At 54.1% G+C, this 19,765-nt stretch carries 20 protein-coding genes; 14 read left to right on the plus strand and 6 right to left on the minus strand.

Going from position 1 to position 19,765, the window contains the following annotated elements; genetic code table 11:
- The first annotated feature begins 160 nt into the window (after positions 1–160).
- Positions 161–1,066: a methyl-accepting chemotaxis protein gene (locus KNP71_RS13135; RefSeq protein WP_131472644.1), complete on the plus strand. Its 906-nt coding sequence runs from the start codon at positions 161–163 to the stop codon at positions 1,064–1,066.
- 37 nt (positions 1,067–1,103) lie between these two features.
- On the opposite strand, the gene KNP71_RS13140 is transcribed toward KNP71_RS13135, so the two are convergent.
- Positions 1,104–1,760, minus strand: a complete 657-nt coding sequence (locus tag KNP71_RS13140; RefSeq protein WP_131472646.1) for a M48 family metallopeptidase — start codon at positions 1,758–1,760, stop codon at positions 1,104–1,106.
- A gap of 116 nt (positions 1,761–1,876) precedes the next feature.
- Here KNP71_RS13140 and KNP71_RS13145 point away from each other — a divergent pair, with 116 nt between their 5' ends.
- From KNP71_RS13145 to KNP71_RS13155, 3 genes are all read left to right on the plus strand, one after another.
- Complete coding sequence (locus KNP71_RS13145; protein ID WP_131472648.1) at positions 1,877–3,049, plus strand: MalY/PatB family protein; 1,173 nt, start codon at positions 1,877–1,879, stop codon at positions 3,047–3,049.
- Positions 3,050–3,119: 70 nt separating this feature from the next.
- Complete coding sequence (locus tag KNP71_RS13150; protein ID WP_214830861.1) at positions 3,120–4,331, plus strand: hypothetical protein; 1,212 nt, start codon at positions 3,120–3,122, stop codon at positions 4,329–4,331.
- Positions 4,328–5,470, plus strand: a complete 1,143-nt coding sequence (locus tag KNP71_RS13155) for a hypothetical protein (RefSeq protein ID WP_131472653.1) — start codon at positions 4,328–4,330, stop codon at positions 5,468–5,470. Before KNP71_RS13150 ends, KNP71_RS13155 begins: the two co-directional genes overlap by 4 nt.
- A 63-nt stretch (positions 5,471–5,533) precedes the next feature.
- On the opposite strand, the gene KNP71_RS13160 is transcribed toward KNP71_RS13155, so the two are convergent.
- Together KNP71_RS13160 and KNP71_RS16050 are read right to left on the minus strand one after the other, a co-directional pair.
- Complete coding sequence (locus tag KNP71_RS13160; RefSeq protein ID WP_214827390.1) at positions 5,534–6,544, minus strand: tyrosine-type recombinase/integrase; 1,011 nt, start codon at positions 6,542–6,544, stop codon at positions 5,534–5,536.
- 15 nt (positions 6,545–6,559) lie between these two features.
- The gene (locus KNP71_RS16050; protein ID WP_214799911.1) at positions 6,560–7,615 is read right to left on the minus strand and encodes a GGDEF domain-containing protein; all 1,056 of its coding nucleotides are present in this window, start codon (positions 7,613–7,615) and stop codon (positions 6,560–6,562) included.
- 353 nt (positions 7,616–7,968) lie between these two features.
- On the opposite strand from KNP71_RS16050, the gene KNP71_RS13170 reads away from it, so the two are divergent.
- The 3 genes from KNP71_RS13170 (at position 7,969) to parC (ending at position 12,878) form a co-directional block, all read left to right on the plus strand.
- Positions 7,969–8,373 (plus strand): CoA-binding protein, encoded by a 405-nt coding sequence (locus KNP71_RS13170; RefSeq protein WP_021067467.1) that lies wholly within the window; start codon positions 7,969–7,971, stop codon positions 8,371–8,373.
- 129 nt (positions 8,374–8,502) lie between these two features.
- Complete coding sequence (gene parE, locus KNP71_RS13175) at positions 8,503–10,470, plus strand: DNA topoisomerase IV subunit B (RefSeq protein ID WP_214799912.1); 1,968 nt, start codon at positions 8,503–8,505, stop codon at positions 10,468–10,470.
- 2 nt (positions 10,471–10,472) lie between these two features.
- The gene (gene parC / locus KNP71_RS13180; protein ID WP_214756598.1) at positions 10,473–12,878 is read left to right on the plus strand and encodes a DNA topoisomerase IV subunit A; all 2,406 of its coding nucleotides are present in this window, start codon (positions 10,473–10,475) and stop codon (positions 12,876–12,878) included.
- A gap of 65 nt (positions 12,879–12,943) precedes the next feature.
- On the opposite strand, the gene KNP71_RS13185 is transcribed toward parC, so the two are convergent.
- Positions 12,944–13,450 carry a DinB family protein gene (locus KNP71_RS13185; protein ID WP_214830863.1) on the minus strand — a complete coding sequence of 169 codons (507 nt, stop codon included), beginning with the start codon at positions 13,448–13,450 and terminating at the stop codon, positions 12,944–12,946.
- Positions 13,451–13,591: 141 nt separating this feature from the next.
- On the opposite strand from KNP71_RS13185, the gene KNP71_RS13190 reads away from it, so the two are divergent.
- Genes KNP71_RS13190 through KNP71_RS13200 form a run of 3 tightly spaced genes read left to right on the plus strand, consistent with a single transcriptional unit; the run spans position 13,592 to position 15,401 of the window.
- Complete coding sequence (locus KNP71_RS13190; protein WP_214756600.1) at positions 13,592–14,203, plus strand: NUDIX hydrolase; 612 nt, start codon at positions 13,592–13,594, stop codon at positions 14,201–14,203.
- Positions 14,204–14,217: 14 nt separating this feature from the next.
- Positions 14,218–14,934, plus strand: a complete 717-nt coding sequence (locus tag KNP71_RS13195; RefSeq protein ID WP_131472667.1) for an MBL fold metallo-hydrolase — start codon at positions 14,218–14,220, stop codon at positions 14,932–14,934.
- Between the two features lie 17 nt (positions 14,935–14,951).
- Entirely contained in the window at positions 14,952–15,401 is a 450-nt protein-coding gene (locus KNP71_RS13200; protein ID WP_214827398.1) for a GNAT family N-acetyltransferase, read from the plus strand.
- Between the two features lie 156 nt (positions 15,402–15,557).
- On the opposite strand, the gene KNP71_RS13205 is transcribed toward KNP71_RS13200, so the two are convergent.
- Entirely contained in the window at positions 15,558–16,100 is a 543-nt protein-coding gene (locus KNP71_RS13205) for a GNAT family N-acetyltransferase (RefSeq protein WP_029595446.1), read from the minus strand.
- 81 nt (positions 16,101–16,181) lie between these two features.
- Complete coding sequence (locus tag KNP71_RS13210; protein ID WP_214827403.1) at positions 16,182–16,577, minus strand: hypothetical protein; 396 nt, start codon at positions 16,575–16,577, stop codon at positions 16,182–16,184.
- Positions 16,578–16,910: 333 nt separating this feature from the next.
- On the opposite strand from KNP71_RS13210, the gene KNP71_RS13215 reads away from it, so the two are divergent.
- From KNP71_RS13215 to KNP71_RS13230, 4 genes are all read left to right on the plus strand, one after another.
- The gene (locus KNP71_RS13215) at positions 16,911–17,759 is read left to right on the plus strand and encodes a transporter substrate-binding domain-containing protein (protein ID WP_214827406.1); all 849 of its coding nucleotides are present in this window, start codon (positions 16,911–16,913) and stop codon (positions 17,757–17,759) included.
- A gap of 6 nt (positions 17,760–17,765) precedes the next feature.
- Positions 17,766–18,461, plus strand: a complete 696-nt coding sequence (locus KNP71_RS13220; protein ID WP_021067457.1) for an amino acid ABC transporter permease — start codon at positions 17,766–17,768, stop codon at positions 18,459–18,461.
- A 110-nt stretch (positions 18,462–18,571) separates the two neighbouring features.
- On the plus strand, positions 18,572–18,745 hold the full coding sequence (locus KNP71_RS13225; RefSeq protein ID WP_214799924.1) for a hypothetical protein: 174 nt from the start codon (positions 18,572–18,574) through the stop codon (positions 18,743–18,745).
- A 110-nt stretch (positions 18,746–18,855) separates the two neighbouring features.
- A complete protein-coding gene (locus KNP71_RS13230; RefSeq protein WP_029595449.1) occupies positions 18,856–19,764 on the plus strand; it encodes an AAA family ATPase in 909 nt (302 codons plus the stop codon).
- The last annotated feature ends 1 nt before the right edge of the window (position 19,765 follow it).

Raw genomic sequence — 19,765 nt, forward strand, 5'->3', positions numbered from 1 at the left:
GCAGTGAACCAACTGGAAAACACTTCAAATTCAAGATATTGACTCGATTTCAAAAACCGACGCTATTCAGGAATTTTCGCACAGGGTACACTAGAATTCCGCTACATTCCAGGAATAAAGCACTAAAGGAAATCGAGAAAAGAAGGTAGGAATAATCGGAATGGAACTGACAAAGTTTGCTAGCCTCTCATCCCCTGAGGTGCTCCGTGCCCTCGAGGCCAACGTGGCGATGATCCGATTCGACCGTCAACGACGCGTCGTCGATGTGAACGACCTCTTCTCCAAGGCAATGAAATATAAACGTGACGAAATTATCGGGATGCACCATCACTTGTTCTGCACGCCAAGTTTCGTCAGCAGTCCGGACTATCAAGCGTTTTGGAACAAGCTGTTCGACGGCTTCAGTTCGGCCGACAAAATCGAGCGCATCGACGCCCGCGGTGATTCAATTTGGCTCGAAGCGACCTATATGCCAATCTATGAACAGGATGAAGTCGTCGGCGTCGTCAAAATCGCCTCCGACATCACGAGTCGCCAACAGACGATCGAAGAATACGCGCGCTCGTTCCGTGACATGGCCGCTAATCTTGACGACCGGGCCCGGCGTGGCATGGAAGAGAGTCAACAGTTGAAACGGACGATCGAACGCCTTGATGCGGACTCGAATCAAAACTTGAAAACGCTCACGAACTTGCAAGAGCAGGCCGCCGAGATCACGAAAATCGCTAGCACAATCAAGGAAATTGCCGCCCAGACGAACTTGTTGTCGCTCAACGCCGCCATCGAGGCCGCACGGGCAGGTGAGCACGGTCTCGGCTTCAACGTCGTCGCGACCGAGGTCCGGAACCTGTCACGTCTCGTCGAACGCGCCGTCATCGAAGTGCGCGCGAACACGGACGGGATGAACAAAGAGCTCGTCTCAATCGTCGACGGCGTATCCCGCTCCAGTACAGACATTCAAGAGAGTGTCCGCATCATGGAACAGACGCTTGAGCGGTTCGAGCATATCGAACAGTCGGCCGAATCGCTGAACGGCACAGCCGAGCGGTTCACTTCCGCCATTTAAAAAACCAATCGGACATGCCTCCTGACAAGGGACACGTTCAATTGGTTTTTTTGATTTGCAGCGTATGGCCATGCTGTTTCAACCAGGCCATCGCGCCGGCGACGTTTGGATACACTGACGCAAGCTTCGACCAGAACGCTTTCGAGTGGTCGAAATGAACGAGATGGACCCATTCGTGGGCGATGACATAATCCATGACGTCCTGCGGGGCGAGCATGAGCCGGACGTTGATCGAGATCGTCCCGGTCGAGCTGCATGACCCCCAGCGCGTCTTTTGGTGGCCGATGCGGATTCGTTCCGCCTTCACACCAAGTTGACGTTCATAGTGGGGGGACCTTTCCATCACATAAGCGAGGGCCCGTTCTCGTAGCCAGACCTCGTACGCTTTCCGAAGCGATGATTCGTCCCACTTCGCAGGACAGTAAAAGTTTTCGCCGTCGAAGCGGAACCTTGTCTCGGTATTGCTTTTCACGAGCGAAAACGTCTCTCCGTGCAAAAGCAGTCTGTCGGCTGGTAAGACGTCACGCTTGGGCAGTGCCGCGAGGCGATCTTCGATCCAGCCGGCATGTTCCGTCAATATTGTCTCGACGACTCGGTTCGGGAGCCTAGCTGGAATCCGCAGCTCGATGCCGTCCGGCGTCACGAAGAAAGCCGCCCGTTTCCGGCGTTTATGGCGGATGACGGTCACGGTCATCGGGTTCACCTCCTTGAAGTATCTCGGTCGATTATAGCCGACGCGTCTCGAATCCGCCATCGTTTTGCGGACTCGAACGCTCGTTTTTTGTTACAGTAGGAGTAGGAGGGATGAACATGAAATCAATCTTACATCAATCGCTTGACCGGACGGGAACGGATTCGGTGAAATGGGACGGGCTCGACCGCTGGTTCCATTTGACAGATGACGTCTTGCCGCTGTGGGTCGCAGACATCGATATCCGCACGGCACCGTCCATCTCGGAGGCGCTGACGGCACGGGCCGCGACAGGAGAGTTCGGGTACACATTGTTCTCGAGAGAGGCGCAAGCAGCCGTGAGTTCTTGGTATGACCGTCGTCACGGGCTCAAGGTCGATGCCGATCACGTCTTGTTCTCGAGTGGCGTCGTACCGGGATTGACGCATATCGTCGAGGCGTTGACGGAGGAAGGGGATGGGGTCGTCATCCAGTCGCCCGTCTATCCGCCATTTCATGAACTGGTCACCGGGTTGAAACGGGAGTTGCTCGACGCTCCGCTCCGTCAAGTCGATGGTCGCTACGAGATGGACTTTGACGCGCTCGAGACACAGATGCAGAAGGCGAAGTTGTTCTTGCTCTGCTCGCCGCACAACCCGGTCGGACGGGTATGGACCGAGTCCGAGCTGAAGCAAGTCGTCGAGCTGGCACGTCGCCATGACGTCATCCTCGTCGCCGATGAAATTCATGCCGACTTGACCTATCCGTCACAACGGCATACCGCCCTCAATCGCCTCGATGACTCGGTCATCACGGTGAGTGCACCGTCGAAGGCGTTCAATATCGCGGGGCTGTTCGCGTCGTACATCATCTGTCCGGACGATGCGATGCGAAAACGGATTATCCAAGTCCAAAACAAACACCATGTGTTACCGACACCGTTCGCGAACACGGCCATCATCGCCGCCTATTCCGACTCACGGGCCGAGCGTTGGCTCGACCAATTGACGGCCGAACTCGAGGAGCAGGCGACGTACCTCGTCGAGCGGTTCCAGGAAGAGCTGCCCCAATTGAAGACGTACATGCCTGAGGCGAGTTATCTCCTCTGGATCGACTTCAAGGCGCTCAATTTCGAAACGGAACCGCGGAAGAAGTGGTTGCACGAGGAAGTCCGTCTGTTCTTGTCGCCAGGTCACCCGTTCGGGGAGTCGGGCGAGACGTTCGAACGCCTCAATTTCGGGACGTCGCGCGCTATCGTTGATGAGGCGCTTCAGCGTCTCACCGAACATGCTGACGGAAAGGCGTTTGTATGAATCAAGAAACGGGAAAAATTTCACAATGAGCCACACGAGAACGATGGCCACGGAAAGCGAGTGAATGCGAATGGAGACGATCAATTGGAAAAAGAAGATGGAGGAACAACTGAGGCGTAGCGGATTCACGTTACAAGTCGAGAACATGGCCAACCTCGGTCTGACGGAGATTCATGCGTCATCATCCCCATTGATCTCGTATCCGCTCCGGATTCGCCTGTACGTCCGCATGGGGTGGCTCATGTGCACGGTCGATGCGACATCGGTCGACCGGAACGAGGACCATCCGCTGTTCGAACGGATGATTGCCGCCGTGTTCGAGCGCATCGTCCGACACTTGTATCACGCCTATGACTTCCATGTCTTGACGTATATCGGCAATACCGGCAACTATATCGCACCGAAAGAATCAGAGACGGGAGAAATCGTGCGCTTGCTCGCGCAACTGTGGACCGACCGCTCCTATCTGCACCTCGAGACGTATGAAGAGTATCCGGCCCTATATGTGACACCACCTTGGGCGCACCAAGCCTACGCGTTCGAAAGCACCGAGGACGAATGGATTATCTATGCGGGCCGGAGCGGCCGTCCGGCGACGGACTATCGCGCCGACGGGACGGAGCTCAAACCGCATCGACTGGCCGAAGGGGACCTGTTCTTCCCGGTGCATCGCATCAAAAAGGACCGCGGCACCCTCGCGCTCGCCGAATGGATACGGCTTGAGCGTCGCGAGGTCGAGGATTTCATGCTCGCCTTCATGAACACGATTCAGAAATTCGATCCCGCCTTCGGCTTTTCCTGGGGTGGGACCGATACGTTCTTTCATGGGGTGCCGGTCGAACCCTATGCGCAAGTGCTTCGGCTCGAGAGCGGGAAACGACGTTACCGGGTCATGAACAACTCGGCTAAGCGACTGTTTGCCGTCGCGGACGACCCGCTCAAATGTTTGAAGGAAGTGGAACAGACGCTCCGGACGGTCCGTTTGCCTGAGCGGCGGGTCTCCTCGCTCGGACAGCTCGTGATGGGCATTTGGCAACAGTTTGAGCTTGATGAATCGACCTATATCCAAGAAGTCGCCTATCGTGGCATTTCCCAGTTCCAAATTGAAGAAAAGATTGGCCACGCCTTGGCGAACCGCCAACGCGTCCGTTGGGTCGAGAAGACCGATCCTCACCAATCCATCATTGAGTTCGCCCATTTGCGGATTTCATTCCCGAAACGACCACCCGGCATCGTCACCGTCGAGCCGGTTGAATCTTCCTATGAGAGAGGTGCCCTATGAGAATCGTTGACGCACGTGCCATGCCAATCAGCCATGAGGATTTGATTGCCGTCACCGAAACGTCCATCTACTATCGAGAGAAGACCGGCGAGACGAGTTTCTCGATCTATCGCTATGATGAAGCGGACGGTACCGTCACGCCGATCAGTCATCGCGCCTATGAAGACTATGGGATCTCGAAGCTGTTCGTCAGTGACGCCCGCGTCTATTTCTTGAATGAGATACCAGACCGGACGGGTGTCGTCCGCACGGAGTTGATTGCGTTCGACTATCGCTCTGGACGAGAAGATGTGCTCGCGACGTTCGAGAAACGTGGTAACAGCACGCTCTATTGGGTTCTCGCGGACCGTTACTTCCTCTTCCTGACGAGTTTCGGAGATACCGATGAGGCATGGCTGTATGATGCGGAGACGTCGTTCCAAGAGCGAATCCGTGACGAGCGACTCGTCGGACATGCCGGTAAGTTCCGTGAGCTCTATCTGTTCTCGACCGAGCTCGATGGCATTCCATATATCGTCTGCAACGCCCGCTTGGACGAGTTTGCCTATTACGAGGCACTCGAGGACGGTCGGGTCTTCCCGGACGATTCGATCGACCATTCGGAGGCGATTCTGATTTGTTCGCTCGACGAGGCGGTCGAGGCAGTTAGGTCCCGTCAAGATGAGATTCCGTTCGAGGACTTAATTCGTCTGCACGGGGAAGGGGACACGGTCCAATACTTGGGTGAACGGAACAAGCGACTTCGGTTCTCGACTTTCGTCGACGAGGCGAACGAGGAGACGATTTATGAGTTGACAGCACCGGACGTGCTCCGCGAGGTGGCGGTGGTCGACTGGGGCGCCTACGAGCCGATTGACTTCACGTATGACGATGTCAGTTCCACTATTTTCATTAAAGTGGAAGAGTCAACGGACCATACCGAATTGATTGACGCGACGACCGGGGCCCGCTTCCTCGACACGGCTCCTTTCGAGCGCGTGCTCGCCTCGAACTATTTCATCCATGAGTCGGCGGCAGATGGAACAGGTGGGGGCGTGACCGTGTTCAATCTCGAAACAAATGAGCGGCAAACGTTCGAAGACGCCTATTACACGGTGCTCGATGAGACGATTGTCATCCTATCGACGAAGCAGTTATAACGAAAACACCTGAACCAATCCATGTGATTGATTCAGGTGTTTTATAATGGTTTACATAATAAGTTATCGTAAACCTATCATAGCTTGTTTTTTCTTCTCGTCGCCGATATGGGCATAGACTTGCGTCGTCGCCACCGATTCGTGACCGAGCAACTGTTGAATCGTCAACACATCGATGCCGCTCATGGCGAGCCGTGAGGCGAATGTATGACGTAGTTTGTGTGGTGTCACCTGTTTATGCGTCAAGAACGGCAAATACGGTTTCAAGCGGTCGATGTGGCCTTTTAACGTGTGTTGCACCGTCCGCACCGAGATGCGCTTGCCTCGCTCCGATTGGAATAGCGGGCCTGACCCGTCACGTCGATAGGCGTCGAGGAGCGGCTCGAGCGGGGAGGCGATCGGAATGACCCGTTCTTTATTGCCTTTCCCGATGACGCGAATCGTCCCGCTCTCGCGGTCGATATCGTTCCAATCGAGGCCGACGAGTTCCGAGACGCGCATCCCGGTCAACCCAAGCAGTTGAATCATCAAAAAATCGCGGTCCCGGTTGCGCTCGTACCAACTCGCCTCGCGGTCGGACATGCCGACGTTGCTGCGGACGAGCGTCGAGAAGTCGAGCCACTCCTGCTCCGTCAAATAGACCGGGTTGCGTTTGGCACGCTTCGGCCGCTCGACCGCCTGGAACGGGTTGTGGGCCGTCACGCCCGTCTCAATCAAATAGTTGAACAGCGATTGCATCGTGGACAATTTACGGTTGATGACGCTCGGCGCGTTATCGAGCTCGAGTGCGAGATACGTCGCGTACGCCTCGGCCCCCGCGTGATCGAACTCGACGAACGAGTCAATCTCGACCGTCGAAGGGTCGACCTCAGATGCGCTGGCGGCCTCGACCCAGCGGAAAAAATCTAGAAAGTCATACAGATAGCGCTGCGCGGTCTGTTCCGAATAATGTTTGGCTGCCAGGTGATTCAAAAAACGCTGGATGAAGCTCGGCATGCGCTCGTAGCCGCTCAAATTGAAACGTTTCGTCGCGACCTTGGTCGGTGCTTGTCCGAGCTGGCGGAATATACTCAAAAGATCTCTCCTTGCTTACTGATGGATTGACGTGACGATTCGGTCTTTGCCTTCTTGTTTACCGGCCCGGAGCCGGTCGTCCGCCTCTTTGACGAGCGTTTCGACGGCCTCGAATCCAGTTCGCGTCGTGACACCGAACGTCATCGTGACGCTGAGACGACGGCCGTCATAAATTGTCTCGAGTGATTTGATGCGTTGCCGCAAGCGGTCAATCGTCTCCGTGGCCTCTGCAGTGGACTGGTCCGCCAAGAAGATGAGGAACTCCTCGCCACCCCAACGGACGGCTATCCCGTCGGTTCGGGCAAGCGCGGAGGCGACTTGCTTGAGTACGAGATCGCCGCAGTCATGACCGTGTTGCTCATTGAACGCCTTGAAATGGTCGATGTCCCCTAGAGCGACGGCGTATGGCCGTCCATTGATGACGGCTTCGCGAATCTCATCTTCGACCAATCGGTAACCGGTCGTCCGATTATACAACCCGGTCAGCCCGTCCCGTGAGGCGAGCGTGTGCAACCGTTCGTTCGTCCGCTCGAGCTCGGACGTCACTTCGACGACGGACCCTTCGAAGACGAAAGACAGACCAGCAATCAAGGCGATCGTCGACAAGAGACAAAAGAGGCCCAATATTTGCTCGAAGGACGGCGTGAGCGGTTGCGTCCCTGTCGTCACATTCATATATAGGAAACCGTAGATGGTCATGGCGAGTATCGTCGAGGCGACCCGGATGGACCGACGGACGTTCGGCATGAAGAACACTCCATAGGCGACCATGATGATGAAGTAGTGGACGTTCGCACCCCAACCGAGCACGACCGTCGAGATGATTGCGTTATAGACGACCTCAATGAACAGACCGACGAAGAACGCCCGATAATATCGTTTATGTACAAAATAAAAGGATAGCGTGTAATACAGAATGCTGAGTAGATTCGACCAGGCGAGTACCGTGACGCCGAGTTGCCAAAACGTGATCAAGAACACGACGTGGATGAGCCAAGCGAGCGCGTTCCCGTAAAAAGTGATGCGGTAATTATATAGTGTACCGCGACGTTCCTCATAGGCAGTTCCCACGCGAACACCTCCTGAACCTTAGTATACCGAACTGCCATCGATTTGCCCATGGGCGTTCGAGAAACGAGTCAATCTTGCTATCTGAAACGCTTTAAATCGGTCCTTATGATTGCGTGAAATAGATATTTCACGCAACGTTCGTCCGCACGGGATTTTCCTCCGAGACACACATCGACCTGCCAACCGGAGAAATAACGTCGTATAATCCGGTTTACATAATTAGTTATGGTGAACCAATTGATTTGTTTTAAAAATTTGAAAGAGTTACAGTTGTATGATAAAAGAAAATAAAGCTTGAAACGGTGATTCAGGTAAAGGTACACTGAGAACGTAAACAAAAGGGGGATTTCAGGATGGACGATCAACGTTTGAAACAATGGCTCACCGAGGCGAAGACGATCGCTGTCGTCGGCGTGTCAGCGAACCCGAACAAGACCGCGAACCAAATCGCAGACTATTTGATCTTGCAAGGTTACACAGTCATCCCTGTCAATCCGACGCTCGAGACGTGGAACGGACGCAAAGTCTATCCGACGGTCGAGAGCATCCCGGGGCGCGTCGATATCGTCGACGTCTTCCGACGCAATGAGTATTTGGCCGGCGTGGCTGAAGATGCCGTCCGACATGGGGATGTCGGTCTCGTCTTCAACCAGCTCGGGCTCACCAGCCCGGACGCCGAGCGGATCGCTCGCGATGCCGGACTCGACTACATCGAAAATCGATGCATCTATGTCGAGCACGCCCGCCTTCTCGGTTAAGACCTACCTCCTTGGTAGGTCTCCTTTTTTTCACGAGCCCCGCTCGCGGAGGGAGGCTTGCCAGAATCCAAAAACAGCTATACAATAGGATAGAAAAACGAACGTGTGTTCGAAATTGAGGTGACGAAGATGTCAACAGACTTATTTAATTACAATGAAGACGCCATCCAGGTGCTCGAAGGACTGACTGCTGTCCGGAAACGTCCGGGGATGTATATCGGTTCGACCGACCATCGCGGCTTGCACCATCTCGTCTATGAGATCGTCGATAACGCAATCGATGAGGCGCTCGCCGGATTCGGTGGCCAAATCGATGTGACCATCCATAAAGATGACGCGATCACGGTACGAGATCACGGGCGTGGGATGCCGACGGGGATGCACGCCTCCGGGAAACCGACGCCAGAGGTCATCTTCACGGTCCTTCACGCCGGCGGTAAGTTCGGCCAAGGCGGCTACAAGACGTCAGGTGGACTCCACGGGGTCGGCGCCTCGGTCGTGAACGCACTCTCGAGCAAGGTCCTCGTCACGATTTATCGCGACGGCAAAGTGTTCGAGCAGACGTTTGCCGACGGCGGGATCCCGCAGACGACGCTCCTCGAGACCGGAAAGACGCGTCAGACGGGGACGAGCGTCTACTTCAAACCGGACGCCTCGATCTTCTCGACGACGACATATAACTACGACACGCTCGCTGAACGGCTCCGTGAATCGGCATTCCTGTTAAAAGGATTGACGATCACGTTGACGGACGAGCGTTCGGATAAAGAAGAGACGTTCCATTACGAGGAAGGGATCGCCGAGTTCGTCCAATATTTGAACGACGACAAGGCGACGCTTCATCCGATCGTCTATTTCGAAGGGACGGAGAACGATATCGAGCTCGAGCTCGCCTTCCAGTTCACGGACGCCTATTCTGAGAACGTCCTCTCGTTCGTCAACAACGTCCGGACTCGTGACGGCGGCACGCACGAGGTCGGCGCCAAGACGGCGATGACCCGCATCGTGAACGAGTACGCCCGTAAGAACGGATTGTTGAAAGAAAAAGACAAGAACCTTGACGGCGGCGACGTCCGCGAAGGCTTGACGCTCATCGTCTCGGTACGGATCCCGGAAGAGTTCCTCCAGTTCGAGGGGCAGACGAAATCGAAACTCGGTTCGCCCGAGGCCCGTACGAGCGCTGATGGTGTCATGGCCAAACAACTGACGATCTTCCTCGAGGAGAACCCGCAGATGGCGACGATGCTCATCAAGAAGGCGATCCGCGCCGCCCAGGCCCGCGAAGCCGCCCGGAAAGCCCGGGAAGAGGCGCGCAACGGCAAGAAAAAGAAACGTTCGAGCATCTTGAACGGGAAACTGACGCCGGCGACGTCGAAGAACGCCGCCAAGAACGAACTGTTCCTCGTCGAGGGTGACTCGGCCGGCGGTTCGGCCAAACAGGGCCGCGACCGGACGTTTCAGGCCATCCTGCCGCTGCGCGGGAAGGTCATCAACTCGGAGAAGTCGAAACTCCAGGACATCATGAAGAATGAGGAAATTAACACGATCATCCACGCGATCGGGGCTGGGGTCGGCCATGACTTCGAGCTCGAGGACTGCAATTTCGACAAAATCATCATCATGACCGACGCAGATACGGACGGGGCTCACATCCAAGTGCTCCTGTTGACGTTCTTCTTCCGTTATATGCGCCCACTCGTCGAGGCCGGCAAAGTGTTCGTCGCCTTGCCACCGCTCTATCGGATTTCGAAAGGGAAAGGCAAGTCGGAACAGTTCGAGTACGCTTGGGACGAAGAAGCGCTCGAGAAGCTCGTCAAAGTGTATAAGAAGGGCTATATCCTCCAGCGCTACAAAGGTCTCGGTGAGATGAACGCCGACCAGCTATGGGAGACGACGATGAACCCCGACACACGGACGCTCATCCGCGTCACGGTCGACGACGCTGCCGTCGCCGACAAGCGTGTCTCGGTGCTCATGGGAGACAACGTCGCCCATCGCCGGGAATGGATCGAGGAGAACGTCGCCTTCGGCCTCCAGGAAGATGATTCGATCATCGCCAATGAACACGTGACTAAAGCGATTGAGGAAGTGATGTAACGATGTCGACGATTCAACATATTTTAAACTTGTCGCTCGAACAGGTCGTTGGTGACCGCTTCGGGCGTTACTCGAAATATATCATCCAGGACCGGGCCCTCCCGGACGCGCGCGACGGCCTCAAACCCGTTCAGCGCCGCATCCTGTATGCGATGCACCATGAAGGCAACACGAACGAGAAACCGTACCGCAAATCGGCCAAGACGGTCGGGAACGTCATCGGTAACTATCACCCGCACGGTGACAGTTCCGTCTATGAGGCGATGGTACGCCTATCGCAGGACTGGAAGTTGCGTTACCCGCTCATCGACATGCACGGGAACAACGGCTCGATGGACGGCGACTCGGCCGCCGCGATGCGGTATACCGAGGCCCGTCTGTCGAAGATTGCCGGCGTCATGCTGACGTCGATCTCGAAGAACACGGTCGACTACACGCCGAACTTCGACGATTCGACCGAAGAGCCGCTCGTTTTGCCGTCACTCCTCCCGAACTTGCTCATGAACGGGACGACGGGAATCTCTGCCGGTTACGCGACCGAGATTCCGCCGCACAACTTGACCGAGGTGCTCAACCTCGCCATCGCCCGTCTGAAAGGTGAGGTCGAGACGACGAATGACGCGTTCCGTTATATGCAAGGACCTGACTTCCCGTCTGGCGGAATCGTCATGGGCAAAGACGGCATCTTGAAGGCGTTCGAGACCGGAAAAGGCAAGGTCATCATCCGTGCCAAATCGGTCATCGAGCCACTTAAGGGAGGTCGTGAACAGATTACCATCACCGAGCTCCCGTATGAGGTGAACAAGGCGAACCTCGTCAAGAAGATGGAAGAGCTCCGTCTCGACCGCAAAGTCGAAGGCGTCGCCGAAGTCCGTGACGAGACTGACCGGACCGGTGTCCGCGTCGTCATCGAGTTGAAGAAGGAAGCCGATGCGGAAGGTGTGCTCCATTTCTTCTTGAAGCATACCGATCTGCAGCTCGCCTATAACTACAACATGGTCGCCATCGTCAACCGGACACCGAAACAGATGGGACTCTTGTCGATTATCGACGCATACTTGAAGCACGTCGAAGAGGTCGTCACTCGACGCACGACGTTCGAGCTCGACCAGGCGAAGAAACGCGCCGAGATCGTCGATGCGCTCGAACAGGCCATCTCGGTCCTTGACGAGACGCTCGAACTCATCCGTTCGGCCAAAGACAAGTCCGAGGCGAAGCAGAAGCTCATGGAGCGGTTCTCGTTCTCAGACCGTCAAGCCGAAGCGGTTGTCATGCTCCAATTGTATCGTTTGACGAACACGGATATCGTCGAACTGCAAAAAGAGGCGAAGGCGCTCCAAAAAGAGATCGCTCGCCTCGCTAACATCTTGAACGTCGACGCGACGAAACGGAAGCTCATCTCGAAAGAGTTGACCGCACTCCGTGACGAGTACGGCGACGCACGACGCTCGGTCATCGAGTCCGAGGTCGAAGAGTTGAAACTGAAGACAGAGGTCATGATCGCCGTCGAAGAGACGATGGTGTTCGTCAGCCGCGACGGGTACGTCAAACGTTCATCGATGCGCTCATATGGCGCCTCGAGCGACGAGATGCCGGAGATGAAGCAGAAAGACCGTCCCGTCCTCGTCACCCAGGCGATGACGACGGACCACTTGCTCGTATGGACGAACAAGGGCAGTTACTTGCTCATCCCGGTCCATCAGATTCCAGAGTCGAAATGGAAAGACGCCGGTCAGCATGTCGCCAACCTCGTGCCGATCGAAGGCGAACAAGTCGTTTCGGCCGATGTCGTCTCGACGTTCGACACCGACGCGCACTGTCTGTTCGTGACGCGTGAAGGCATGGTCAAACGGACACCGCTCCGTGACTATGACGCCCAACGCAAGTCGAAGGCGCTCATGGCGCTCAAACTGAAAGGCGACGACGAGGTCGTCTTCGCCGGCATCAGTGACGGGCCTGGCCAACTGTTCCTCGTCTCTGAGCGCGGTTACGGCCTCTGGTTCAAAGAAGATGACGTGCCGGTCGTCGGTCAGCGCGCTGCTGGCGTCAAAGCGATGAACTTGAAGGATGGGGACATGGTCGCCGATGCTTTCGCCTTCTTCACACCGCCACTGTTCGTCCTCGTGACGCAACGTGGAGCGGTCAAGAAGATGAAGCTCGAGGATCAGTTCGACTGCACGAACCGCAACTTGCGCGGGACGATGCTCATCCGCGAAGTCAAATCGAAACCGCACCAGATTCGTCGCGTGCTCCCGGTGCATGACGATGAAACGCTCCACATCATCGGGAAAGAGAAAGCGAAGACGGTCAAAACGAAGCAGTTGACGCTCTTGGACCGCTACGCCAACGGCTCGTTCGTGTTTGATGAAGAGACATTCGGAGAGATTGAGGACGTGTATCTCGATTGAGATCGAACTAAAGAAAACCCTGTACCAGAGACCATTGTCTTTGATACAGGGTTTTTCTTATGGATTCAAAGCTCGGCCTCTATCAGATAGCGCTCCAAATCGGCCTGTTGGCGCAAGTGATGACGGGTATGCATCTCGATGAGGTCGTACCACTCCTGTGCGTTCAGCCAGCCAAAACCACCATGCCGGGCTTTGACGTCACGGTTCGCCGAGCGGACGAGCGGTTCAAGTCGCTTCAAACGCGCAGACAACTCGTCGAGTCGTCGCTCGAGCGTCTCCCGCTTGTCCGTGTTGTTCGGAGGTTGGTTCATCTCATCAGGTAAACGGATTTTAATCGGAGGGAACCCACCGGCTTGAAACAATCGTTCACCGAATTCGGTCTTTCCAAGCGGTTGCTCTTCGCGTGAAGCGAGACACCGTTCAATCTCGTCTGCATATTCCTTGGCCACCACGATGATATGGTCGTACATCTGCCCGATTGACCAGACGTCTGCTGCTGCCTGGTAGCGCAACTGCCGTTCGGTATAGCCGTCCAAGTCTGCTTTGAACTGGGATAACACTGCGATCGACATATCGTTCCTCCTTTGCCACCGTTCTCATTTCAGTATATCACGGGGAGGATAGGTACTTTCTTATGGGAGCGGGTATTGCTAAAAGGAACAAGTCCATCGTTTGGCGAATGGGGTAAGAGGAAAAATCATGGGGGGATCACTATGTCTCAATGGCTCGACTGGGCCAAACGGCTCCAGGCGCTGGCACAGGCTGGCTTGACGTTTACGAAAGACGAGTTCGATCGAGAACGTTACGTCGAACTTCAACGAATCGCGACCGAGATGTTCGAACGACAGTCAGACCTCGCCTTGGAGGAGGTCACGAAACTGACGCACGTCGATGGATACCCGACACCGAAACTCGACGTACGCGGTGTCGTCTTCCGGGACGATGCGCTCTTGCTCGTCAAAGAGCGGTCGGACGGGCTTTGGACGTTACCAGGTGGTTTTTGTGAGGTCGGGTTCTCCCCGGCCCAAAATATCATTAAGGAGATTGAGGAAGAGGCCGGGTTTGATGTCGTACCGGTACGGCTACTCGCGTTGTTCGATATGCATCATCACGACCATCCACCGCTGTCGCAGCATTACTATAAACTGTTCATCGAATGCGAGCTGATTGGTGGAGTGGCGCAGGTGAGCCATGAGACGAGCGAGGTCGCCTTCTTCACGCGGGGCAACTTACCACCTTTATCCACCGCGCGGAACACACAGGAACAGCTTTATATGTGTTTTGAGGCTAGATGGCAAGAAGATTGGATCACGTTGTTTGATTAAGGGGAGGGGATATCATGAAAGTCACACGGATTGACCACGTCCATCAACTGACATTCTATGCGCCTGTATTACCGATTAACGTCCAGTTGATTGAGCGGGAGCTCGGACTCGTCTTGATTGACACCGCCCTCGCGCGCAATGCGGAAGCGATTTTAGCGTATATCGAGGCACAGGAGCGTCCGCTGCTCGCCATCTTGCTAACGCACGCCCATGGCGATCACGTCGGTGGTGTCGATGCCATCTTGAAGGCGCACCCGCACGCCGAGCTGTACGTCTCACGTCGGGATGCCCGTCTCCTCGAAGGGGACAAGACGACCGACCCGGATGAGCGGCCACTCAAATTAAAAGGATCACTCCCAACCATCCACTCCTTGCCGGATAAATTGCTCGACCCAGGTGAGCGCTTGTTCGGTCTGAGGGTCTATCCGGCAGCGGGTCATACGCCAGGCTCCATCGCCTATTTCGATGAAAAGGAGCGGAACTTGTTTGCTGGTGACGCGTTCCAGACACGTGGGGGAGTCGCCGTGGCAGGGGATGTACGCCCGTTGTTCCCGCTTCCGGGCGTCGCGACATGGGACAAACGGGCAGCGGTCGAGCATGCAGAGAAGTTGATCGACTTGGCACCGCGCCACACGTTCGTCGGACACGGACAGCCTGTCGCTGGGACACACCGGCTCTATTTGGCGCTGAAACGGGCCAAACGCAAGCAAGCACGTCTATTTTCACGATAAACCGGAGGTGCTGATAGATGGAGTTACGCGAGATTCAGACGACAGATTATCAACTGGCCGAGCAGATGCTCGAGATTCAACGGAACGCTTATGCGGTCGAGGCCGAGCTGATCGGATTCGATGAGATTCCAGCGCGTTATGAGACGGTCGAAGTGATTCAAAATCTGCCTGGGACGAGCTATGGCTTATATAACGATGAGCGGTTGATCGGATTCATCACGGTCGAAGCGGCTGAGAACACGGTCGAGGTCACGAAATTATGTATCGATCCGACGTATTTCAGGTCGAGGCTCGCGACGACGTTGCTCGAACACGTGCTCAGCTTGCATGAGGACAAGCTTGTCTATGTGCACACCGGCAAACATAACGGTCCGGCCAAGAAGCTGTATACGAAGCTCGGGTTCGAACCGAGTGCCGAGTTTGAACCGGAACCAGGTGTCACTTTGATTCGATTTACGCGATCTTGAATCCCTTATCTCAAATTTTAGATTCCGTCTCACTTCCTTAAGTATACTAAAGGATTGAGACGGAGTTTTATTTTTACTGATAATATATGTTATGTTAACTAATAGAAAAATAAAGAAAATTGATGTCAGATATGACATCTCTCCTCTCGAAAAAAATCAGAAAATCTTGTACCAATACAACGTCATATCGATGTTCGGATTGCCGGTCTGTTTGAGCGTATCGACACCGCCGAGCGCGAACCCTTCTTTCGCATAAAAGCGACACGCGATCACGTTATCGTTCTGCGCTTCGAGTGACAATCCAAGCAACGATTGCTTTTTTGCCCACGCCTCCGCAACTTCTATCAGCAAATGCCCAAGCCCGCTGTTGCGATAGCTTCCACGGACCGCGATGTTCTCGATATACGCAAAACGGTTCCAGTCTTTCACCACACGGATTTGTCCAATACATGTTGTCTCGTCGAATGCCAAGAATATTTGTTTGTCCTCACTGTTGATGTATTCAGACCAATCCAGCAAATCGTCTGGAAAGCTTGTCACACGGGCTTTCTCATATAACTGTTCCTCATACGTCCAAACCCCGTCAGAAAAGCTCGGAATGATTTTCCCGATGACTGGAAACGGATTATTGGCTTCGTTCACGACGCTGATGGAATACTCATCTAACGCTTTGATCGAGATGTTCGGGGCTTCTTCCATTGCATTATTCTCCCTTCTATATGTAATGACCGCTCCATCCTATAACTACATGATCTCACCAGACTAGCCATAAAGTGGCGGTCATGAAATCAAAGTCGGTGGTTCTGTCGACAACACTTCAATTACATCATGTGATGTCAGGAACACGTAATGCTGAATATTATAAACCGTTTCGTAAATGTTTGTTGATTCTTCAGCTAGCCATTTTAAATAGCTGGAATCGGTCACTTGAAAGAGTGTCCAGTCGCCAAAAAAATCAGGGTCATGATGTTTGTATAAATGTTCTAGCGTTCTAATAAGCGTTCCTTCGTCTGTATGTCGATACGACAGCACTAGTCCGTCAAACAAGAATGTATACGTGTTCTCATGCGTATCCATAAACACGAGTCTTAATCCGTCTTTATCATCAATTAGAGCCTGCAGATATAGTTTGGCCGGTATTTCTGGATTGACGGTCCATCTTTCCCATTTTTCCATTTGCCCCCCGCTCTCCTCATTTTAATATGTTACGAATAAGCCTTTACTATCTATCATACATGAATTATTAAAGTTCACATGGGTCCGAGTCGGCTGATCATCACGATGATATTTTCGCTTAAACCGTATTGTTCAAACCGACATCCATTGATCTGTTTCATCATAATTACTAAACTGTGTCATTCGATTGAATCCTTCATTCATCAACATGTTAGCGCTTTATGGATTTATGTTTCAAAAATAACTTTAATGCTGTTCATCCGCTCTTAGGAGTTGCCTGTAAGCGTATGTCATGCTATTTTTAGACAGATGATAACTTAAGGAGGAACTTGAATGAAACGTATGACAAAAGGTTTGGCAGCATCGCTATTACTGGCTGTCCCGCTCGCGGCGTGTGGTGATTCTAGCACCGATCAGGCCGAAACTTCGCGCTGGGACGAAATCAAAGAAGACGGTACACTCACGGTCGGTACAGCGGGGACACTCTACCCGGCCTCATTCCGTGAAGAAGATAGCGATACATTGACTGGGTTTGACGTCGAGCTCATAAAAGAGGTCGGGAAACGTCTTGACCTTGAGGTCCAATTCAAAGAGATGGCGTTCGACAACATGTTGACGAGCGTCCAAAACGGACAAGTCGACGTCGCAGCGAACGATATCTCGGTCACAGAGGACCGGAAAGAGAAGTTCGCCTTCTCAACACCGTACAAGTACACGTACGGGACGGCCATCGTTCGCAAGAGCGATTTGTCTGGCATCGAGTCAATCGAGGACTTGAAAGGCAAAAAGGCCGCTGGTGAAGCGACAACCGTCTTCATGGACGTGGCACGTCAATACGGGGCGGAGGAAGTCATCTATGACAACGCGACGAACGACCAGTACCTTCGTGACGTCTCGACAGGACGGACCGACGTCATCTTGAACGACTACTATCTTCAGACACTCGCCCTCGCTTTCTTCCCGGACTTCGATATCACGATCCACCCGGATATCGCCTATAACCCACAGGAAGTCGCGTTCTTGATGGACAAAGAGAATTCAGAGCTCCAAGAGAACATCGACCGCGTCCTTGGCGAGATGCTTGAAGACGGAACGGTGAAAGAGTTGTCAGAAACGTTCTATAACGGAGCCGATGTCTCGGTCGAACCGGACGTCGACGCGACGATCGTCGAATTGGACTAAGCCATCATGTTCGAAGGTGTGAAATGGGAAGCAATCTTTGACGTCGACCTGGCTGTGCGCTCGTTCCCTTATCTGCTAGGCGGCTTGCCGAACACGCTTTGGATCTCATTCGTCAGCATGTTCTTCGGCTTGTTGCTCGGTCTCGTGCTCGCCCTTGGGAAACTGTCACCGTCGCGGTTGTTACGGTTCCCGTCGACGTTCTATATCTCGTTCATGCGGGGTGTACCGATTTTGATTATCCTGTTCATCTTATATTCAGGGTTTCCATTCATCGGCATCGAGTTCGCAGCGCTGACGGCGGCAATCATCGGGTTCAGTCTGAACTCGGCGGCCTATATCGCGGAGATTGTCCGGGCTGCGATCCGTGCCGTCGATCCAGGACAAGTCGAGGCGGCCCGCTCGCTCGGGATGAACAAGTGGTTGACGCTGAAAGGGGTCATCTTACCTCAGGCGACGCGGATTGCCCTCCCCCCGCTTTCGAACGTGTTCCTCGATTTGATTAAAGCGAGTTCGCTCGCCGCCATGATCACGGTTCCGGAGATTTTCAATAAGGCGAAAATCGTCGGGGGTCGGGAATTCGATTATATGACCGTCTATTTGGTTGTCGCCTTGATCTATTGGGGCATCTGTACGTTCATGTCGTTCTTCCAGGACTGGCTGGAGCGGCATTTCGAACGCTATTTGGATACACCGAAACGATGACTGACTTGCCTCATACAGGCAGGTCAGTTTTTTTGTCGGGCGGTTATTGCGAAAGTGACATGGTATAGTCAACCTATTCCATATTGCGATTCAAAGGAGAGACGTCGCCTATGTTCTCAAAATTATTAGTCGGATCATCCGTTCTCATCACACTTACGTATATTTTGTTCGACGGGCCAACATGGGTCAGCGTCCTGCAACCTTTCACAAGCATGATTGTCTTGTATTACTTGATTTTCGAGTTCCCGAGCCGTAAGAACGCGAAAACGTCTTCTTCGGATTGACCATGATCGACCTACATATTTAGCAACACCGTTCTTTAGCGTTCCATCTCGGTCCGCGAGTGTGCTATGATTTTTATAAATATTCAGAAAATAGACGGGGGACTTACATTATGGTGCAACAATGGACGACACATTTAAACGATCAAGTGATCGGGCAGTCGAAGGCGATTAAGCTGTCGACGATCGCTCTCCTCTCCGGGGGCCACGTGCTGCTCGAGGACCGGCCTGGTACCGGCAAGACGACGCTTGCACGAAGCCTGGCCACATCGGTCTCGGCCGCGTTCCAACGCGTGCAATGTACACCGGACACGCTACCGAGTGACATTTTAGGGATGGAGCTGTTCAATCCGACGACGGGAACGTTCGAACGCCGGACTGGACCGATTTTCACGTCAATCTTGCTCGTCGATGAGATTAACCGGACGACACCTCGGACACAGTCGGCACTGTTGGAGGCGATGCAGGAGCGACAAGTGACGCTCGGTGAGGTGTCGCTTCGTCTACCGGACCCGTTCTTCGTCATCGCGACGCAAAACCCGTTCGATGGGCAAGGGACGTTCCCGTTGCCACAGGCTCAACTCGACCGCTTCTTGTTCAAACTGTCGCTCGCTCCGTTGTCTCGGGAGTCGGAACGCCGGTTGCTTCGGAACGAGCATTTGAGTGCGGCTCCGTTCACGTTGCAACAGACCGAACTTGCCGAGATGCAGCAAGCCGTCCGTGATGTCTTGTTCCACGAGGCGATGGAGGACTATCTCCTCGATTTCGTCGAGGCGCTCCGTCATCACCGGGATATCGAGGTCGGACCGAGCCCACGGGCGACGCTCGCCTACACGATGGCGGCTCGGGCGCATGCCTATATGGACGGACGGGATTACGTATCACCGGAAGACATCCGCGCGCTCGCCTTGCCGATTCTCGGACACCGCATCGTCTTGACGGTCGAGGCGTCGCTCAAGACGAAGCCGTCTAAATTGATCAAGTCCGTTTTGGAGACCATCCCGGTCCCATCAGAGGTGTGAT

It is taken from the genome of Exiguobacterium sp. s56, from assembly GCF_018618255.1.
Lineage (GTDB): Bacteria > Bacillota > Bacilli > Exiguobacteriales > Exiguobacteriaceae > Exiguobacterium > Exiguobacterium chiriqhucha.

Excerpts from the sequence above, each read along its gene's own strand:
- KNP71_RS13205 (WP_029595446.1), bottom strand. The coding sequence starts at position 16,100 with ATGGAAGAAGCCCCGAACATCTCGATCAAAGCGTTAGATGAGTATTCC.
- KNP71_RS13225 (WP_214799924.1), top strand. The coding sequence starts at position 18,572 with ATGTTCTCAAAATTATTAGTCGGATCATCCGTTCTCATCACACTTACG.
- KNP71_RS13135 (WP_131472644.1), top strand. The coding sequence starts at position 161 with ATGGAACTGACAAAGTTTGCTAGCCTCTCATCCCCTGAGGTGCTCCGT.
- KNP71_RS13215 (WP_214827406.1), top strand. The coding sequence starts at position 16,911 with ATGAAACGTATGACAAAAGGTTTGGCAGCATCGCTATTACTGGCTGTC.
- KNP71_RS13210 (WP_214827403.1), bottom strand. The coding sequence starts at position 16,577 with ATGGAAAAATGGGAAAGATGGACCGTCAATCCAGAAATACCGGCCAAA.
- KNP71_RS13170 (WP_021067467.1), top strand. The coding sequence starts at position 7,969 with ATGGACGATCAACGTTTGAAACAATGGCTCACCGAGGCGAAGACGATC.
- KNP71_RS13150 (WP_214830861.1), top strand. The coding sequence starts at position 3,120 with ATGGAGACGATCAATTGGAAAAAGAAGATGGAGGAACAACTGAGGCGT.
- parC (WP_214756598.1), top strand. The coding sequence starts at position 10,473 with ATGTCGACGATTCAACATATTTTAAACTTGTCGCTCGAACAGGTCGTT.
- KNP71_RS13185 (WP_214830863.1), bottom strand. The coding sequence starts at position 13,450 with ATGTCGATCGCAGTGTTATCCCAGTTCAAAGCAGACTTGGACGGCTAT.
- KNP71_RS13140 (WP_131472646.1), bottom strand. The coding sequence starts at position 1,760 with ATGACCGTGACCGTCATCCGCCATAAACGCCGGAAACGGGCGGCTTTC.
- KNP71_RS13155 (WP_131472653.1), top strand. The coding sequence starts at position 4,328 with ATGAGAATCGTTGACGCACGTGCCATGCCAATCAGCCATGAGGATTTG.
- KNP71_RS13220 (WP_021067457.1), top strand. The coding sequence starts at position 17,766 with ATGTTCGAAGGTGTGAAATGGGAAGCAATCTTTGACGTCGACCTGGCT.
- KNP71_RS13230 (WP_029595449.1), top strand. The coding sequence starts at position 18,856 with ATGGTGCAACAATGGACGACACATTTAAACGATCAAGTGATCGGGCAG.
- KNP71_RS13145 (WP_131472648.1), top strand. The coding sequence starts at position 1,877 with ATGAAATCAATCTTACATCAATCGCTTGACCGGACGGGAACGGATTCG.
- KNP71_RS13200 (WP_214827398.1), top strand. The coding sequence starts at position 14,952 with ATGGAGTTACGCGAGATTCAGACGACAGATTATCAACTGGCCGAGCAG.
- parE (WP_214799912.1), top strand. The coding sequence starts at position 8,503 with ATGTCAACAGACTTATTTAATTACAATGAAGACGCCATCCAGGTGCTC.
- KNP71_RS13190 (WP_214756600.1), top strand. The coding sequence starts at position 13,592 with ATGTCTCAATGGCTCGACTGGGCCAAACGGCTCCAGGCGCTGGCACAG.
- KNP71_RS13195 (WP_131472667.1), top strand. The coding sequence starts at position 14,218 with ATGAAAGTCACACGGATTGACCACGTCCATCAACTGACATTCTATGCG.